General features: G+C 48.9%; 17 protein-coding genes and 2 tRNA genes. 11 read left to right on the top strand and 8 right to left on the bottom strand.

The genetic code is table 11. The features are described from left to right. Positions 1 to 124: 124 nt before the first annotated feature. The 3 genes from IPP66_11605 to acnA all read left to right on the top strand — a co-directional run bounded on the left by IPP66_11605 (position 125) and on the right by acnA (position 5168). Positions 125 to 1285 carry a preprotein translocase subunit SecA gene (locus tag IPP66_11605; GenBank protein MBK9925922.1) on the top strand — a complete coding sequence of 387 codons (1161 nt, stop codon included), beginning with the start codon at positions 125 to 127 and terminating at the stop codon, positions 1283 to 1285. A 12-nt stretch (positions 1286 to 1297) separates the two neighbouring features. Continuing rightward, entirely contained in the window at positions 1298 to 2338 is a 1041-nt protein-coding gene (add, locus tag IPP66_11600) for an adenosine deaminase (protein ID MBK9925921.1), read from the top strand. Between the two features lie 121 nt (positions 2339 to 2459). After that, positions 2460 to 5168, top strand: coding sequence for an aconitate hydratase AcnA (gene acnA / locus IPP66_11595; GenBank protein ID MBK9925920.1), 2709 nt, complete (start codon positions 2460 to 2462; stop codon positions 5166 to 5168). A 61-nt stretch (positions 5169 to 5229) separates the two neighbouring features. On the opposite strand, the gene IPP66_11590 is transcribed toward acnA, so the two are convergent. Next, the gene (locus tag IPP66_11590; GenBank protein MBK9925919.1) at positions 5230 to 5601 is read right to left on the bottom strand and encodes a hypothetical protein; all 372 of its coding nucleotides are present in this window, start codon (positions 5599 to 5601) and stop codon (positions 5230 to 5232) included. 219 nt (positions 5602 to 5820) lie between these two features. On the opposite strand from IPP66_11590, the gene IPP66_11585 reads away from it, so the two are divergent. Beyond that, complete coding sequence (locus IPP66_11585) at positions 5821 to 6330, top strand: hypothetical protein (protein MBK9925918.1); 510 nt, start codon at positions 5821 to 5823, stop codon at positions 6328 to 6330. A 51-nt stretch (positions 6331 to 6381) separates the two neighbouring features. After that, positions 6382 to 7950 carry a toll/interleukin-1 receptor domain-containing protein gene (locus IPP66_11580; GenBank protein ID MBK9925917.1) on the top strand — a complete coding sequence of 523 codons (1569 nt, stop codon included), beginning with the start codon at positions 6382 to 6384 and terminating at the stop codon, positions 7948 to 7950. 47 nt (positions 7951 to 7997) lie between these two features. Here the strand turns inward: IPP66_11580 and IPP66_11575 are convergent, their stop codons facing one another. From IPP66_11575 to IPP66_11565, 3 genes are all read right to left on the bottom strand, one after another. Next, positions 7998 to 8429: an NUDIX domain-containing protein gene (locus tag IPP66_11575; GenBank protein MBK9925916.1), complete on the bottom strand. Its 432-nt coding sequence runs from the start codon at positions 8427 to 8429 to the stop codon at positions 7998 to 8000. A gap of 49 nt (positions 8430 to 8478) precedes the next feature. Next, the gene (gene miaB, locus IPP66_11570) at positions 8479 to 9816 is read right to left on the bottom strand and encodes a tRNA (N6-isopentenyl adenosine(37)-C2)-methylthiotransferase MiaB (GenBank protein ID MBK9925915.1); all 1338 of its coding nucleotides are present in this window, start codon (positions 9814 to 9816) and stop codon (positions 8479 to 8481) included. Positions 9817 to 9903: 87 nt separating this feature from the next. After that, positions 9904 to 10278: a Flp family type IVb pilin gene (locus tag IPP66_11565; protein ID MBK9925914.1), complete on the bottom strand. Its 375-nt coding sequence runs from the start codon at positions 10276 to 10278 to the stop codon at positions 9904 to 9906. Positions 10279 to 10377: 99 nt separating this feature from the next. On the opposite strand from IPP66_11565, the gene IPP66_11560 reads away from it, so the two are divergent. From IPP66_11560 to IPP66_11550, 3 genes are all read left to right on the top strand, one after another. Further along, positions 10378 to 10462 (top strand) — tRNA-Ser (locus tag IPP66_11560). A gap of 84 nt (positions 10463 to 10546) precedes the next feature. Then, positions 10547 to 10636: transfer RNA gene (locus tag IPP66_11555), tRNA-Ser, on the top strand. A gap of 93 nt (positions 10637 to 10729) precedes the next feature. Continuing rightward, entirely contained in the window at positions 10730 to 12031 is a 1302-nt protein-coding gene (locus tag IPP66_11550; GenBank protein ID MBK9925913.1) for a hypothetical protein, read from the top strand. Between the two features lie 42 nt (positions 12032 to 12073). Here the strand turns inward: IPP66_11550 and IPP66_11545 are convergent, their stop codons facing one another. The 3 genes from IPP66_11545 to speB are packed head-to-tail and all read right to left on the bottom strand — an operon-like array spanning position 12074 to position 13734. Next, the gene (locus tag IPP66_11545) at positions 12074 to 12535 is read right to left on the bottom strand and encodes a GNAT family N-acetyltransferase (GenBank protein MBK9925912.1); all 462 of its coding nucleotides are present in this window, start codon (positions 12533 to 12535) and stop codon (positions 12074 to 12076) included. Next, a complete protein-coding gene (locus IPP66_11540; GenBank protein MBK9925911.1) occupies positions 12532 to 12825 on the bottom strand; it encodes an N-acetyltransferase in 294 nt (97 codons plus the stop codon). The genes IPP66_11545 and IPP66_11540 overlap by 4 nt, the downstream gene beginning before the upstream one ends. A gap of 12 nt (positions 12826 to 12837) precedes the next feature. Continuing rightward, positions 12838 to 13734, bottom strand: a complete 897-nt coding sequence (gene speB, locus IPP66_11535; protein MBK9925910.1) for an agmatinase — start codon at positions 13732 to 13734, stop codon at positions 12838 to 12840. A 203-nt stretch (positions 13735 to 13937) separates the two neighbouring features. On the opposite strand from speB, the gene ablA reads away from it, so the two are divergent. Genes ablA through IPP66_11520 form a run of 3 tightly spaced genes read left to right on the top strand, consistent with a single transcriptional unit; the run spans position 13938 to position 16632 of the window. Then, complete coding sequence (gene ablA, locus IPP66_11530) at positions 13938 to 15275, top strand: lysine 2,3-aminomutase (GenBank protein ID MBK9925909.1); 1338 nt, start codon at positions 13938 to 13940, stop codon at positions 15273 to 15275. Positions 15276 to 15292: 17 nt separating this feature from the next. Next, on the top strand, positions 15293 to 15943 hold the full coding sequence (locus tag IPP66_11525) for a hypothetical protein (protein ID MBK9925908.1): 651 nt from the start codon (positions 15293 to 15295) through the stop codon (positions 15941 to 15943). A 35-nt stretch (positions 15944 to 15978) separates the two neighbouring features. After that, positions 15979 to 16632, top strand: a complete 654-nt coding sequence (locus tag IPP66_11520) for a hypothetical protein (GenBank protein MBK9925907.1) — start codon at positions 15979 to 15981, stop codon at positions 16630 to 16632. A 68-nt stretch (positions 16633 to 16700) separates the two neighbouring features. On the opposite strand, the gene IPP66_11515 is transcribed toward IPP66_11520, so the two are convergent. Continuing rightward, positions 16701 to 16964, bottom strand: coding sequence for a hypothetical protein (locus IPP66_11515; protein MBK9925906.1), 264 nt, complete (start codon positions 16962 to 16964; stop codon positions 16701 to 16703). Between the last annotated feature and the right edge of the window lie 68 nt (positions 16965 to 17032).

Here is a 17032-nt window from a genome sequence, read left to right as displayed (position 1 = left end):
TTTTGGTCTGGCTCTGTTACTAAAAGAATTATCCAAGTCTGACGATCTCAAACAATCGGCCCTTGATCTTGTCAAACGCGCCATTGAGACCGAGAACGCACACAACCTGCGTGCCATCGAAGGCATGATTAACCGCACAGAGGAAGCCTTCGAAGCACAAGTTGAATCACGCACAGACTCACTCGATACGTACTTTGATGGACTGCGCGATAGAGAAGATGCCCCACGCGCGCAAAAGATGCTGGAAGAGATCAACGCCTTGATCGGGATGCAGATCCGCTTGAATGGTGAGCAACTCAGAAAATTCGATGAGGATCCGCAGGAAGCCAAGGAACTTCTCAGGAACCACATCACCGGACAATTGACGGGCTTATACGCTTCGCGCTTGATCGCTTCGGTGGCAAATCGCATCGGCGAATCCTTCGGTGACAGATTCGAAGTCAAAAGCTGGGAAGATGCCGTGGATATGATCCAGGAGATGGCACAAAATGCACTCAAGCTTCGCCGCGAGCATTTGGTCGGCGAAAACGGACAGATCGAACGTGACATCCATAACTTGATGCCCTCTGAAGTGAATGACACGACCAAACTACAACTGCTCATCACGCTTTCACAAGGTGCATTGACTGTCTTCAATCAGAAGACGCACCGTCAGGAAAAACGTGTCTTCAATCGTTTCAACTATATCTTCCTGATCGCACAACTATTGGATGGTCAGGATGCGGAAGACATCACAGAAGATGTGCTCACCCATCTCGATGAAGCTGAAGAAGCTCTCATCACTGCCATTGGGCAGAACGAATATAACCGCATCTCTTCGAACGCTATACGGCTGGCAGATTTTGGCGAAGCCGCGAAAAGAGCCTTCGGGGAAGAAAGGCTCAACGAGACTGTAGCAGGCCTCAGTGAGTCTGACCGGGAAGTGCTGAGCGAGTCCATAGGCAAATATATATTGAATGAGTCACAGCGCCGATTGCTGTTAGGTGCCACATCCGAACTCTGGGTGGACTATCTGACGCGTATTGAGGCCCTAAGAGTTTCGATAGGTTTAGAGGCTTACGCTCAACGTGACCCGCTGGTACAATATAAAGCGAAAGCTTCGGAAATGTTCGCTCAATTGGTGGAAGATATTCGCGGACTTGTTGTAAGCCGTGCATTCACCATTCAGCGCAGACCTATAGAAATTACGCCAGTAGAAACAGCAGAACAAACTACTTCAGATTCATCAAACGCCCCCGATGGGCAATCGGATGGCGGCAAAAAAAGGAAGCGCCGCAGGAACTGACCTTTTATTCGTATGACCGAACGTGTCACTGCTTCTCTCAACATGTACCGCGCACTTCCAAAGGTGGAACTGCATCGCCATTTGGAGGGTTCACTACGGCTGGACACCATGCTGGAAGTGGCGAGAGAACACGGTCTCACGATCCCTGCGGATATATTGCGATTGAGCACGCTTGTGCAAATACAGGAAGAAGACAAGTTTACTTTTCAGAACTTCCTTTCAAAATTTAATACGTTACGCCTGTTCTATCGTTCCCCCGATGTGATCCATCGCATCACGCGCGAAGCGATCGAAGATGCGGCCCGTGACAATGTGAGATACCTTGAGTTACGTTTTACGCCCGTCGCGTTGAGTCGCGCGGAACGCTTCCCTTTGCACGATGTGATCAACTGGGTCACTGCCAGTACAAAGGAAGCCGCAGAAAAGTACAACATCAAAGTGAAGTTGATCGCATCGGTCAACAGACATGAAAGCGCAGAGATCGCCGAACAGGTGGCGTGGCTGGCAACAGACCACACAAAGGACGGGATCGTTGCGCTTGATCTGGCCGGTAACGAAGCCGAATTCCCCTCCCAACCTTTTTACGGAATCTTCAAGGAAGCCAAGCAGGCTGGCCTGCATGTGACGATTCATGCGGGTGAATGGGGACCGGCCAAGCACATCAAAGAGGCCATTGAAGAACTCGGCGCGGAACGGATCGGTCACGGTGTGCGTGTGCTCGAAGATGAAGACGTTACCGCACTTGTAAAAGAGCGCAACACAGCTTGCGAGGTTTGTATCACCAGTAACTATCAATCTGGTGTGGTCACTTCGCTGGAAACACATCCTATATTGAAGATGTACCAAAGCGGTATCAACGTGACCATCAATACCGATGATCCGAGCATTTCGCGCATCACGCTCAGCAATGAGTATTACAATGCCTGCACTGAACTACACATGCCACTCGAAACTCTGAAGGAACGTATCATTGCCGCCGCACAGGCTGGCTTTTTACCAAATAACGAAAAAGAACTCATCGTTTCACAACTCAAAGACGAATTAAAAATATAAATAGCACCACACAGGCAAGGATAGCAAAGGCGCTCCTTTATGTTCTTCGCAAGTCTGTGGTGAATATATGCAGGGACGAAGCATACTTCGCCCCTATGAATACATCACCAAAGGAGTAGTCATGAAAGATTTCTTCAATTCACGCGACGTATTGAAGGTTGGGAATAAATCATACGTCATCTTCAAACTGGAAGCTTTGGAAAAAGCGGGTCTGACTCAGCTCAAGCGGCTTCCGTTTTCGATCCGCATCGTGCTCGAGGCGGCTCTTCGTCAATGCAACGACAACGAAATTACACAGGCCGATGTGAAGAACATCGCGGCATGGACCGCCAAAGGCAATCGCCCCGGCATTCCCCTGCTCCCCGCCCGCGTTGTAATGCAGGATTTCACCGGCGTCCCCGCAGTCGTTGATTTGGCCGCCATGCGCGCCGCCGTTGCACGTCTCGGTGGCGACCCGAAGAAGATCAATCCACTCGTGCCCGTTGACCTAGTCATTGACCATTCCGTGCAGGTAGATTTCTTCGCCACAGCCGATGCCCTCAACCGCAATACCGAAATGGAATTCCTGCGCAACAAAGAACGCTACGAATTCCTCAAATGGGGTCAGCAGGCCTTTAGTAATTTCCGCGTTGTTCCGCCGATGACCGGCATCGTGCATCAGGTCAATCTTGAATATCTTGCCGATGTCGTGATGACGAAGACTTCCGAAGTCTCGGAGACTTCGGAAGTCTATGCATTTCCCGATACACTTGTCGGCACCGACTCACACACCACCATGATCAACGGTCTCGGCGTGGTTGGCTGGGGTGTGGGTGGCATCGAAGCCGAAGCTGTAATGCTCGGTCAACCCATGGACATGCTCCTGCCTGATGTGATCGGCTTCAAACTCTTCGGCAAACTACAAGATGGCGTCACCGCCACCGACCTCGTGCTCACCGTCACGCAGATGCTTCGCAAGAAGGGTGTTGTGGATAAGTTCGTTGAGTTCTATGGCCCCGGCCTCGAAACGATGAGTCTCACAGACCGTGCAACTATCGCGAATATGGCCCCTGAATACGGCGCCACCATCGGCTACTTCCCTGTGGACAACGAAACGCTTCGCTACATGCGTCTAACTGGTCGCTCCGAAGAGACCGTTGCCTTAACTGAAGCCTACATGCGCGCCCAAGGACTCTTCCACGAGCCTGGCATGCCCGAACCTGAATTTACCGACACGCTCGAACTGGACCTCGACACTGTTGTGCCATCCTTGGCTGGGCCGAAGCGCCCGCAAGATCGTGTGCCGATGTCTGACTTGAAAGAGACATTCAGCAAGGCGTTATCTGCTCCCGTAAAAGAACGTGGATTTGAACTCAAGCCCGAAGCATTGACTGCTGAAGCTACATACGGGACGAATGGCAGTTCGATGAAGATGAAACACGGCGCAGTCGTCATCGCGGCCATCACATCTTGCACCAACACGAGCAATCCATCCGTGCTAGTCGCGGCGGGACTTGTTGCCAAGAAAGCTGTTGAAAAGGGACTGGCTGTCAAGCCGTATGTGAAGACATCTCTTGCGCCCGGCTCTCGCGTCGTAACCGAATATCTCCAGAAGGCTGGCCTGACCGAACCGCTCTCACAACTTGGATTCAACGTCATCGCTTACGGATGTACCACTTGTATCGGTAACTCGGGGCCGCTCCCGGCTGAGGTGGCCAAAGCAGTGACCGGGTCCGATCTTGTGGCGGCGGCGGTGATCTCGGGCAATAGAAACTTCGAGGGTAGAGTCCACCCATTGGTGAAGGCAAACTTCCTCGCCAGTCCGCCGCTTGTCGTCGCCTATGCTTTAGCTGGCACAGTAGATATTGACCTCGTCAACGAGCCGCTTGGCACGGGCTCCGATGGCGCGGCTGTATATCTCAAAGATCTGTGGCCTTCGCAAAACGAGATCAACGAAGCAGTTGCCGCAAGCGTAAAAGTGGAAATGTTCCGCGATAAATATGCGGATGTATTCAGCGGCTCGGATATGTGGAAAGAGATCAATGTCACCGGTGGCGACCTGTATCAATGGGATGAGAACTCAACTTACATCCATCATCCGCCCTACTTCCAGGAATTAACGCTTGATGTTACTTCTGTAAAAGATATCAAGGCTGCGCGTGTGTTGGGCTTGTTCCGCGACTCGATCACAACCGATCACATCTCCCCTGCTGGCAACATTGCGGCCGATAGCCCCGCAGGAAAATATCTGCAGGAACGCGATGTAGCTCCGCAATATTTCAACTCCTATGGTTCACGTCGCGGCAACGATCTTGTGATGGCGCGCGGCACGTTCGCGAACATCCGCTTGAAGAATGTACTCGTCGAACCCAAGGAAGGCAACTGGACGAAGCATCACCCAAGTGGCGAAGTGATGTCGATGTATGATGCGGCTATGAAGTATATGGAAGTTGGCACACCGAGCATCATTCTCGCAGGTAAGGAATATGGTACCGGCTCCAGCCGTGACTGGGCCGCAAAGGGTCCGCTTCTGCAAGGTGTGAAGGCCGTGATCGCCGAATCCTTTGAACGTATTCACCGCTCGAACTTGGTCGGCATGGGCATTCTGCCATTGAAATTCCTTGATGGGCAGAGCGCTGAGTCACTGGGGTTGAAAGGCGACGAAGTCTTCGATATCGAAGGCCTGAGTGACAAGATGGCCCCCAAGTCTGTCTTAAACGTGAAGGCAACGAAGGCTGACGGTTCGGTGATCCAATTCCAAGCCACTGCCCTGCTAAACACGGACGTAGAAGTTAACTACTACCGCAACGGAGGCATTCTCCACACAGTGCTGAGAAATTTAGTGAAGTAAATTTGCGGTTCGTATTACATATAACAAAGAGACTCGCCGTTTGGCGAGTCTCTTTGTTATATCAAGTACGCAGTCCAGACTTTACTTGATTATAGTAATATACCCCACCGCTAATCAAGAAAGCCAACCCCATCACTATTGTAAATATTCCCAAAAATAAACTAGTGTTAATAGCAAAACAACCAAACACCATAAACAAAACACCAAACAAGGTCAGAAATATAATAGTAGCCGGCAATCTTCCTGATTTTAGCCCATAAGCCATTTTTGTTTTTTCCATCAAGTCCTGATAAATAAGAACCTCCTGCTTACAACGCTCAGAACACACCATAAAATTTTGGTCATTCGGAATGGCACATTGTTTACACATCGCCCTCACACAGTGCTTACAAATTCCCACCGCTTCTTCACTCTCATGAACATAGCATTTCATGTGGTCTCCTTGATTGTCAGGTTATTTCTTTTTTATTTTATCACTCTCGTAAAATGCTACACAAACTCTATCTCATGCTATCTAGTAGCATCTATCTCTTTGAACTAATTTTTAATTGAAATTCAAGCATATAATGAACGGATGACACGTAACGAAACCAGTTAGCACGGGTTTCGTTCTTTAGTATTTCATTTATTGGTAGATTCAAAGGAGTTTTATATGAATATCTATTTACTCGTTGTACGATTGGTCCATATTGTAGCCGGGATCATTTGGGGAGGTGGTGCTCTCATCATGGAGTTCTTTATTAGTCGAACAGTTATGAATACCGGGGAATCTGGTCAGAAATTTGTTCAGCACTTGATGAATAAGCTAAGATTCCATAAATTTATGACCGCAATGGCCATCTTGACCATCCTCGGGGGCGTCCTTCTCTACTGGCACGACTCGAATGGCTTCACCTCAGCATGGATGAAATCCAGCACAGGGATCGGTTTTGGCATTGGAGCTGTGTTCGGTCTTATCGCATTCATATTCGGCGCGATCTTCGGAGGAACCAACGCAAAGCTTGGTGAGATCGGCTCACAAATTCAAGGTAAGCCAACAGAAGCGCAACTTTCACAAATCCAGGCGCTCCAAAAACGGATCAAGACCGTCTCCCCCATCCATATCTACAGCATGATCCTTGCGATGTTCTTTATGGCAATTGCCAGATACTTAGTATTCTAGTCAAACAGGGATCGTTGATTTTCCATTTCAAACCGATAAAAGGAGCAAACTATGACGAAGAATATTTTTATGAGTTACTCCCGCCGCGAACTGGGATTTGTAGATGACCTGGTGAGCAAATTGGAAGGCGGCGGTTACAACGTCTGGTTGGATTACCGCGTGCTTATTCCCGGCACACCGTGGGCACAGCAGATCGATAAAGGACTTAACGACGCCGACACCGTTTTATTGGTGGCATCAAAAGCATCCATCGGCTCTGAATTCGTTGCGTTGGAATGGCGTCACTTTCTTGAAACCAATAAACGCGTCATTCTTCTGATCTTCGAAGCCGTGGACCTGCCCAAGGAACTCGAAAAATTCGAATGGGTAGACTTTCGCGGGAGTTACAAAGCCGGGCTTGACGAACTCTTCTCCCAGCTAAAACAACCCATACAAGAGGAACATCCTGTTCCAGAGACTGGCTTCAAAGCGCCTCCCATTGTCTGGGCCGCCGCCATTGTCAGTGTATTTGTAGCGCTCCTCTCGCTTTTTGAATATTGGACCCTGTTCATCCCGTTCATACTCGTTCCACTTCCCTACCGTATCTACCAACGCAACTACAACTTCACCCACGTACAAACTGCATTGCTCGCATTACCCATTGCATCCCTGCTATCTGAGATCGTTTATCAAGACCCGACCCTGCGCGATTTGGTATGGGCTGGTTTTGTACTGGGCATCATCCTGCTAATGATCTTGCGCTCTCCCGCCATGCAACGCTGGGGAAAGCCAGAAGCGATCATCCCCAAATACATCAATCCACAGAATATAAACCTCGAAAACCCGACACCCATTCCGTTCTATGTGGACCATGCCCCAGAAGACCATGTCATCGCTAAAGAATTAGCTTCCACCTTGAAAAAATATGGACATCCACAAACGGACAATATTCAAGACGCAAAAGCTGTGTTCACCCTGATCTCACGCTTCAAATCGGACACTGAGGCTGTTCCCGAAACGCAAATGCTTTTCCCAATCCTTGTGCAGACCAACAATGACATCTCGAAAAAGTTATCCAAGATCCAGTGGATCGACTTCCGCCCCGGCGTACGCGGGCTTGATGTCATTGCCAAACTATTGCCACAACCTAAAGAAATGCTCAAAGCGCTCGGTATGCGGCCTGTCAGTTCTCAAACTGTGTACTCTCCCATGATCACAGCGTTATATTACTTCATCATCTTTCTGAGTGTAGTAAACATCGGCACATCTTTGCACTATCTTCTCGATTCTCCAGTTTCATTAGAAGCATCCGAGATCGCGCTGGTCATCGGCAATATTCTCTTGTATTGTGCGCTTGCCTACTTCATGGTGAGCGGTTTAACAAGCCGCACAGGCCTGTTTTCCAAATTCGCTCTGGTGTTGGTCGGCATTCTAGTGCTAGGCATGATGGTCTACGGGCAAAAGTTACTCGATGAAAGCATCATCAGTCATCTTCACGAACAAGGTATCGAAGCGGATGAGATGGGTATCAGCTTTGTCAATCTTGCAGAATACATTTATTTCCTCGGCCTATTCATAATAGGACTTGTATTCTTCAGAAATAATCAAGATATAAAACGTTGGTTCCCATCGGGAAAATAACATAACTAAAAAGGAGACTTGCCATGATGGCAAGTCTCCTTTTTGATTTACATCAGTAACTCAAGCAAACCATTTGGATATAAAATGGACTTCCCCATCCTAAACTGATCCAATTCCATCCACACCGCACGGATGACTTCTCCGTTCGCCTCTTTTCCTTCGACTTCGGCCTGCTCATACAACCCGGAGTTTTTCAACACCCCATCATAGATCATCACGATCTCATGACCGGGAGTCCCATTGAAGGTGAAGATGTTTTCGAGCGTGCCGAGATAACGCACCTCCCCCACCTCCACATTGATCTCCTCCATCAACTCGCGTCGAACAGTCTCTTCAGCTGTTTCGCCAAACTCAATTCCACCTCCAAGCGGACGGTAGAATGTCTGATCTTTGAGCGGATCATATCCTTCATTGACAAGAATACGGTCGTTATGACGAAACACACAAATAGCCAATGGGCGGACTTTATGTTTTTTCATGTTCCCTCCAAAAAATGTAGGGGCGGGTTTGAAACCCGCCCCTAAGGCATCATAATGAAATCAATTCAGGTTGTTTCTGCAGGTTCGCCTGCATAGACCATGGCCCTGTCCACGTGACGGTAACAGGTAGGAGTTTGCCGCGCAAATCATCGTTCGATTCAACGAAAACAAGTTTATTGGTAGGAGTACGTCCACGCCAACGGCCCTTAACTTTTTCTTCAAACAATACTTCCACAGTTTCGCCAAGATATTTCTTGTTGATCTCACCGACAACTTGTTCTTGCAGATCGTCCAGCATGTGTAAACGGCGCATCTTTTCTTCTTCGGGAACATTATCGTCCATGCGGCGGGTGGCAACGGTCCCCTCTCGAACGGAGTATCGGGCTAAATGGGCCACATCAAGCCGAAGGTCAGAGAGGACGCGGTACGTTTCCATAAATTGCTCTTCGGTCTCGCCGGGGAATCCAACAATGATATCCGTCGCGATGGAGCAGTTAGGAATCCGTTCACGGATCTTTCCAACAAGATCACGATAGGCCTGTTGGGTATATCCACGTTTCATGTTAGCGAGTACTTCATCATCACCCGCTTGAATGGGAAGTTCAATATGCGGCATCACGCGCGGAAGTTCAGCGATAGCCTGTATCAGTTCATCATCAAAATAATTGGGATGAGAAGTGAGGAAGCGGATGCGTTCAATACCTTCTACATCGTGGATGATGCGAAGAAGAGCCGCCAAGTTGGGACCATCGGGGATATCCTTGCCGTAACGGTCAACGATCTGGCCAAGGAGGGTGATTTCCTTGACGCCTTGTTTTGCCAACGAACGGACTTCGCTCACGATATCGCCAACGGGACGTGAACGTTCAATTCCACGCTTATAAGGGATGATGCAGAACGTACAAGCATGTGAACAACCATAAACAATAGGCACATGGGCACTGATGAGCTTGCCTCGTTCGGCAACGGGCAGGATCAGTTCCTCGTCCATTGTGAGGAAACGACGTGTAGTTTCAGCATCTTCCATGGATTGAATCTCGCCCTGTGTAAGGTGCGAGATCAACGGGCCTGGGTCCGATGGCGGTGAGAAGACATCCACATACGGGAGTCGCTCACGGAGTTTTTCTGCACCACGCACACCGACCATACACCCCATCAAATTGATAACAAGGTTTGGGTTTTTCTTCTTCAGGGGCGCAAGCGAGGAAACACGCCCTATCGCCTTGTCTTCAGCAGATTGGCGTACGACACATGTATTTAAAACAATAACGTCTGCTTCTTCGATGGTTTCGGTAAAAGTATAGCCAAGATGCTCCAACGAAGAACCGACCCGTTGCGAGTCGGCGACGTTCATTTGGCATCCTTCGGTCCAGATGTGGTATTTCATAGGGGCGAATTATACCAAGTTCGTCTCATTTACAGAAAACAAGGTATGGAATAGGCACAGTTACAATACCACGCCCCTACTTATCCATTACCTCATAGAACAACTATTTACTCCCCCAGAGTTTGGGTTCCCAAATGTAGAAGCACTACACTGGACAGTAGTTGGACCTGTAATAAACTGAGTGTAATAAACGCCGTTTGAACCATATTGAACCTCGTGCTGTCCAGCGGGCACAGTAAAGGTTTCGCCTTCATTTGCAATATGCACAAAATTCCCTGAGTTTGACCCACCGCCAATGCTAACACTCAGGGAGTTATTGATCGAGCTAAAAACATTGCCGATCTTAGGCCCCATTACACGCATGACCGCAATCACTACAATACCAACCATGGCAAGGATGATGGCATATTCCACTAACCCCTGCCCTTTCTTTAAATTGGAAGATGAAAGGGATAAAAACATAATAAAATCTCCTATATATTATTATAACGCTCTGCAGGGTATTTTCGTTTCATGTTTATGGTAAAATGTTGACCGCTTCCCGAGAATCAACGGGATATTGGAGGGATGACCGAGCGGCTGAAGGTGCATGTCTTGAAAACATGTTTGGGTCACACCAACGTGGGTTCGAATCCCACTCCCTCCGCTGAGGGTTGCATGATAAAATAGCGAACGTTTGAGGTTTATTTAGCACAAGTTCCCTCAACTTGAAACCTCGAACTGAATACACGGGGAGGTGCCAGAGTGGCTGAATGGGCTCGCCTGCTAAGTGAGTGCTGGGTAAAACCAGTCGCGGGTTCGAATCCCGCCCTCCCCGCCACAAAAACACGTCCACATGGGCGTGTTTTTTGTTTCCTGTGCTCGTTATAATCTTGTCTGTTGAGCACATCTCAATCATATTAAGGAGCAAAGAATGAAACATCGATATATGATCGTGCTATTGATCATCGCACTATTATCTGCGTGTGGCCCTGCCCCAGCGCCTACGCCCATACCAGACACATTATTTGTCGACACCCGTACGGACCTTGGCCCAATCAGTCCATATTTATACGGAACCAACTATGGACCGATGCATGCAGTAACGTTAGATGCAATGCCGCTCGTTGAACAAGCAGGGTTTACCGTATTACGTTTCCCCGCAGGCGCATGGACCGACCAAGCTGACGTTCAAACTTTTCAAATAGACATGCTCATGGGTTTTGCAAAACAAGTAGGGGCCATGCCAACTATTAGTGCACGCTTGTTAGGTGGAACACCTGAAGCCGCTGCTGAACTCGTCCGCTACACCAATATTGAGAGAAAATATGGTGTAACCTACTGGAGCATCGGCAATGAACCATCCATTTACACTGAACTGCATTATGCAAAATACGATTACACTACCGAAAATCTCAATAAAGATTGGCGGCCTATTGCGCTCGCGATGAAAGCGGTTGACCCAACCATCAAGTTGATCGGGCCTGAGGTCCACCAATGGGACGATAACCCTGAAGCAACGCCAAAAGATTCTGCCGGACGTGAATGGGTAAGTGAATTTCTAAAAGTCAATGGCGACCTGATAGATGTTATCAGTGTCCATCGTTATCCCATGTATTCGCCGAGAACTCCGGTTACGATCCAAGACCTACGGGAAGATACGCGCAAATGGACCGCAGATGTGGAAGCGTTGCGCAATTTGGTCAAAGAGATTACGGGTCGTGATCTACCCATCGCCATTACTGAACTCAATTCTGATCCGAGTACTCAAATGAATCAGATAGCGTCGCCCGATTCGTTCTATAACGCTATCTGGTACGCTGATGTGCTCGGGCAGTTGATGAACTCTGACGTCTTCATGGTCAATCAATGGGTGTTATCACAACATGGTGGCGGGCTTGGATTACTTGATGGCACTAACGTCCGTTCCACTTTCTATGTTTTCCCCCTCTACAAGAACTTTGGCAACCAACAAGTGTACGCCGCATCTGGCGTAACAGATGTGGATATCTTCGCCGCTACACGTGCGGATGGAGCACTAACTCTGATGGTAATCAACTTATCAGACACAGAGCAGACTATTCCGCTTCAAGTAAAAGGTAAAAAGTTGAGCGAGGCCGAAGTCTGGTTATTGGATTCAACACACAACGCCGAAAACCTGGGGATACAAACTTTTTCAAAAGATGGCATGGTGACATTGCCCGCACAATCAGCTACACTATATGTGATCAAATGATTTGAAAAAAGGCGACAATCACTTTGTATGATTGTCGCCTTTTTATTTCAACATCAACTTCATTCCCAAATGGGACCCTTCGAAACCGAGTTTTTCGTAAAAGCGGTGCGCGTCTTTTCTGGACCTATGAGTTGTCAGCTGGATAAGGTGTGCATCTCGTCTTTGAGCTCGCTCAATTGCCCACTTCAGCATTTCCCTTCCAATTCCCCGATTACGAAACACCCTGCCTACGCGCACAGACTCAACCTGCGCACGTAATCCACCCTGAAAGCTAATTGATGGAATAAAAATAAGATGGAGAGTCCCCACAACCTCTCCATCCAATTCAGCCACGATCAACTCATGATTCGAGTCGTTTTCGATTTGTTCAAATGCTTTGTAATACGCTTCGGGCAATGGCTCATCATACTGTTCACGTTGACTCCCCAAATCATCTTCCGCAAGCATGCGCACAATAGTTGATAAATCTTCGCGTTTTGCAGTACGAAAAGTGATTTCGCTCATTCGCCCGTTGTTTGCTTGGTCAACTCGGCATATTCTGGATGTTTGCGAATATAAGCCGCCGCATAGGAACACATTGGGACCACACGCAAGGAATTCTCTCTGGCATATTCAAGCCCGGCTTGAACGATCTTTCCAGCAACACCACCGCCCCTCAAATCGGGGTGAACGCCTACATGTGTAATTACAAAATTCTTCCCATCCTGAATGTAATCCAGCTTGGAAAGTTTGCCATCGATCACGGTCTCAAAACACTTTTCGCCCGGGTTGTGGACTATTTGAATTTTTTCCATTGAATATTCCTCTTATTTCTGTTTCTCTCTGGCAAAGATCGCCATAAATTCCATAATGATCTTCAATGCCGCAAAGACCGTCGCTTCGCTTGGGTCAAGCGGAGGCGCGACTTCGACCAGATCAAGACCCACAAGTGGAAGTCCCTGCAACTCTTTGAGGAGAATGATCACATCTCGTGTGCTTAGGCCGCCGGCGTCAGGGATGCCGGTACCAGGGGCAAAGGCTGGGTCTAGGCAATCTATATCCAGTGAAATATGGACGGCATCGCAATCGCTCAACTTACTGCGAATACTGGTCGCTATCCGTTTCATGTTTCGTTCTGCCACATCGGCCGCAGTGTAAACGTTCAGACCGCCATTCTCGATCAGGTCAATTTCCTGATCTTCCCATGAACGTAAACCGACAAGACACACTTCTCCCGGTTCATAACCGGCCTCAAGCGCACGCCGCAACACACAGGCGTGAGATAACTTCGAGCCTGTGAACACATCGCACAGATCAGGGTGTGCATCCACCCATAATAAACCGAGTTTCTGGTCGGCATATTTTTCGCGCTGAGCTTGTAAGACCGGAATGCTGATGGAATGATCACCACCAAGAACGATGGGGGTATTAGGCAGCCCTGCTATTTTTTTACGTATTAGTTTGAAGTCCGTTATTTGATCTGCGACAGGAATATCGCCGAGGTCGGCCACGCGGATATCACCAAGAGGCGTGCGATCTTCGCTAAAGGGAGTCAAATGTGTGGACCAAAAGCGGATCCGTTCGGGGCCGAGGGCGGCTCCTTTCCGCGCAGATGCCGCGCCATCATAGGGAATGCCAAGGATGGAAAAATCAGCATCAGCGGAAGAAAGGTTTGGGTGGTGCAGATCAGCCCAAAGTCGATGAGTTGAAGCGGGGTCTGTCATAAGTCCTCCATTAAAAAATGATGTGCATATTTACCCCTATGGGCATTATATATCATTGACCCGCTTTTTGTTTGCCCGTACAATATTATTTATGAAATTGAACTCTGCCGGTTTCTTCAGGCCAGATCATGATCCTCCACAGGGAATTTACCTGTTGCATAACGTCTTAGTGTTACTTAACTTTTAATCAACCCGGAGGAAAAATGTCCACACCTTTTGTTTCAAAACGTGCACCTATTTACGCCGATGTCCCTGATGAGAAGTGGAATGATTGGCGTTGGCAATTGAGCCATCGTTTGAACACAGCAGAAGAGATCGAGAAGGTTCTGCCGCTGACAGACTCGGAACGCAAGGCATTACAAACACAGGGACTGTTTCGCGTGGATGTAACGCCCTACTTTATTTCATTGATCGACCCAAATGACCCTGATGACCCGACACGCAAACAAATCATCCCGGTTGCGGAGGAGATGAATGCTTTCACCGCCATGATGGAAGACTCACTTGCGGAAGACCGCCACTCTCCCGTGCCCGGGCTGGTCCATCGGTATCCTGACAGGGTTCTCATGCTGGTAACGACTCAGTGTGCGTCATACTGCCGCTACTGCACACGCTCGCGCATCGTCGGTGACCCCGGCCAAACATTCAACCGCCAGGAATTCGAGATGCAGATCGATTACCTCAAACGGACACCGCAAGTGCGCGATGTGTTGCTCTCTGGTGGAGACCCGCTCGTACTGGCGCCAAAAGTTCTTGAGGAATTGCTCACCCGCTTACGTGAGATCCCACATATTGAGATCATCCGCATCGGTTCGCGTGTACCGGTCTTTATGCCAATGCGCATCACACAGGAATTGTGTGATATGCTCGCCAAGTTCCATCCGTTGTGGCTCAATATTCATGTGAACCACTCGAATGAAATTTCGCTGGAACTGGAACAAGCCTGCGACCGTCTTACACGAGCAGGCATTCCGCTCGGCAATCAGTCCGTTCTACTAGCGGGCGTGAACGACAATGTTCACATTCAACGCAAACTTGTGCAGGACCTGGTACGCATTCGAGTGCGCCCGTATTACCTGTATCAATGCGACCTGGTGGAAGGCGCGGGACACTTCCGCACACCGGTCGCAAAAGGCATTGAGATCATGGAAGGCTTGCGCGGACACACTTCCGGCTATGCTGTTCCACAATACATTGTGGATGCACCGGGCGGTGGCGGCAAGATCCCAGTGATGCCGAACTACTTGTTGAGCATGTCTGATCACAAGGTTATCCTTCGGAATTATGAAGGTTACGTAACGACCTACGAGGAACCAACAGACTACCTGCCCAGCAAAGCCGCAAAATTCAAAGGTGAAAAGAGACTGGAGCCCGGCCAAACCGGCGTCCACGGGTTGCTTGAAGGTGAGCAAATGTTCATCAAACCCGAGGGCTTCGATGAGACCCACGACCGTCATGGCATTCAGCACCGCCTCAAGGACGAGAAGAAATGGATGCCGCTCGGTATCGGTGACGGCTCTTCAAAATCAAACGAGAAGTAAAACGAAGGAGATTAAGTATGTATCAATCAAATAAACGAGTAATATTCATCCTCATGGCGGGCATCATCCTGCTTGCGGCCTGCGCCCCATCACAAGCCGCTCCCACGCAAGACCCGGCAGAAGTGCAACAACAGATTCAGGAAGCCGTTGCTTTGACCGTCGCTGCAAAGGACGCACAACAGGCTCAGGCATTGGCCGCTCAACCGACGAACACCCCGCTTCCGACTCAAACTGAAGCTGCTGCCCCCACACCAACCTCCCTCATCCCGACAGCGACTCCGTTCGTTGTTGTTCCACCCACAACTGCCCCAAGCGGTGGTGGTGGAGGTGGTGGTAGCTCCACAGCTAAAGCAGAATACTCTTGCGATGTGATCGGTCAACGGCCCTATGACGATACATACTTCAAACCAGGTGACCCTTTTGATGTCAAGTGGACCATCGTCAATACAGGTACAAAATCCTGGCGCGCCGGGCTCGATCTGAAATACAGCAATGGCCCCAAGATGACAGGATCCGGCTCATTCGAACTTCCTGCCATGGACCCGGGCGATCAGTATTCGGTTAGCTTCGATGCGGTGGCACCAAAGGACGAAGGCTATCAGGTTATGGTTTGGGCGCTCGAAGGCGGTATCTGCTTCCCGTACGTTCGCATCATTGTTGAGAACTAATAATCATCGTTGAACAGGTCAATGTAAAAGGGCGTATGTTGAATCGTAGAACAAAGCTATTGATGTGGTTTCTTGCCTTAGGCACAATATTAGCTTGTGTGCCAACCTTGAATGCGGCACCAGTTGTCCCCACGCTGGACCCGGGCGCGATCAACAAGATCATCGAACAAACCGCAAATGCCGCATCTACGCAGACGGCGAGAGCCCTGCCAACCTCTACGCCAACAGAAACAATCACTCCCACACCGCGTGGAACGAACACGCCTTCACCAACCATCACAGAGACTATCGTCTTCGTCTATTACACGCCGACGGCTTTTGTAATCCCAACCATTACGAAAACGTTCAGCCCCACCAGTAAAAATAACTACGCTTGTACGCTTCTGGATAGCCCAAAGAACAGGGAAATCTACAGCCCGCGAGTGGATTTCAATGTGAAGTGGCGGGCAAGGAATGTCGGCAGAAAAGTATGGGAACGTACCGGAGTTGAGTTTATCTACGACAGTGGCGATAAATTCCATTTGGTGGAGGGCTACGATCTTTCTCGAACGACCTTGATCGGTGAAGTAGCGGATCTGATCGTGGAGATGCGTGCCCCCAAAGACCCCGGCACCTACAACACAACCTGGGTTCTACTGGCAGGCAAAGAGAAGTTCTGCAACATGAAATTGACTATTATTGTGAAATAAACAATCATTAAATAAAAACAGTGGCCGCTCGAATGGGCGGCCACTGTTTTTATTATCTACACAATAGATTACTGGGGATCAACAGGAGGAGTTTCAGTAGGTTGCTCAGGTTTCTTGCGTAAAGTGAAGAAGCCAACACCAGCCGGGATCAAGATCAAAATCAAGGCCACACAAAGCAAACCAACACCGGCCATCGGGTGCATACGGGAATTATTGAAAGTTCCCCGTCCCACCGCAGTCAATGCACCAAATAAACACAAGAACAAGCCCGGACAACCGCAAAGAACCACTGCGGCAATAGTGGCAATTATGCCCGTATTTTTATTGTTCATCTTTTCTCTTCTCCATAAAAATGAATTTAGGTCAGTATACAGATATAGAAAACGGGATGCAAGTCTTT

The organism is Candidatus Defluviilinea proxima (genome assembly GCA_016721115.1).
In the GTDB taxonomy this organism is placed as follows: Bacteria; Chloroflexota; Anaerolineae; order Anaerolineales; family Villigracilaceae; genus Defluviilinea; species Defluviilinea proxima.
Note: the sequence above shows the minus strand (reverse complement) of the source record. Positions and strands in the feature narration are given on the sequence as shown.

What these genes read in the sequence shown, in the direction of transcription:
- IPP66_11605 (MBK9925922.1), top strand. Translation starts at nt 125, where the DNA reads ATGATTAACCGCACAGAGGAAGCCTTCGAAGCACAAGTTGAATCACGC.
- add (MBK9925921.1), top strand. Translation starts at nt 1,298, where the DNA reads ATGACCGAACGTGTCACTGCTTCTCTCAACATGTACCGCGCACTTCCA.
- acnA (MBK9925920.1), top strand. Translation starts at nt 2,460, where the DNA reads ATGAAAGATTTCTTCAATTCACGCGACGTATTGAAGGTTGGGAATAAA.
- IPP66_11590 (MBK9925919.1), bottom strand. Translation starts at nt 5,601, where the DNA reads ATGAAATGCTATGTTCATGAGAGTGAAGAAGCGGTGGGAATTTGTAAG.
- IPP66_11585 (MBK9925918.1), top strand. Translation starts at nt 5,821, where the DNA reads ATGAATATCTATTTACTCGTTGTACGATTGGTCCATATTGTAGCCGGG.
- IPP66_11580 (MBK9925917.1), top strand. Translation starts at nt 6,382, where the DNA reads ATGACGAAGAATATTTTTATGAGTTACTCCCGCCGCGAACTGGGATTT.
- IPP66_11575 (MBK9925916.1), bottom strand. Translation starts at nt 8,429, where the DNA reads ATGAAAAAACATAAAGTCCGCCCATTGGCTATTTGTGTGTTTCGTCAT.
- miaB (MBK9925915.1), bottom strand. Translation starts at nt 9,816, where the DNA reads ATGAAATACCACATCTGGACCGAAGGATGCCAAATGAACGTCGCCGAC.
- IPP66_11565 (MBK9925914.1), bottom strand. Translation starts at nt 10,278, where the DNA reads ATGTTTTTATCCCTTTCATCTTCCAATTTAAAGAAAGGGCAGGGGTTA.
- IPP66_11550 (MBK9925913.1), top strand. Translation starts at nt 10,730, where the DNA reads ATGAAACATCGATATATGATCGTGCTATTGATCATCGCACTATTATCT.
- IPP66_11545 (MBK9925912.1), bottom strand. Translation starts at nt 12,535, where the DNA reads ATGAGCGAAATCACTTTTCGTACTGCAAAACGCGAAGATTTATCAACT.
- IPP66_11540 (MBK9925911.1), bottom strand. Translation starts at nt 12,825, where the DNA reads ATGGAAAAAATTCAAATAGTCCACAACCCGGGCGAAAAGTGTTTTGAG.
- speB (MBK9925910.1), bottom strand. Translation starts at nt 13,734, where the DNA reads ATGACAGACCCCGCTTCAACTCATCGACTTTGGGCTGATCTGCACCAC.
- ablA (MBK9925909.1), top strand. Translation starts at nt 13,938, where the DNA reads ATGTCCACACCTTTTGTTTCAAAACGTGCACCTATTTACGCCGATGTC.
- IPP66_11525 (MBK9925908.1), top strand. Translation starts at nt 15,293, where the DNA reads ATGTATCAATCAAATAAACGAGTAATATTCATCCTCATGGCGGGCATC.
- IPP66_11520 (MBK9925907.1), top strand. Translation starts at nt 15,979, where the DNA reads ATGTTGAATCGTAGAACAAAGCTATTGATGTGGTTTCTTGCCTTAGGC.
- IPP66_11515 (MBK9925906.1), bottom strand. Translation starts at nt 16,964, where the DNA reads ATGAACAATAAAAATACGGGCATAATTGCCACTATTGCCGCAGTGGTT.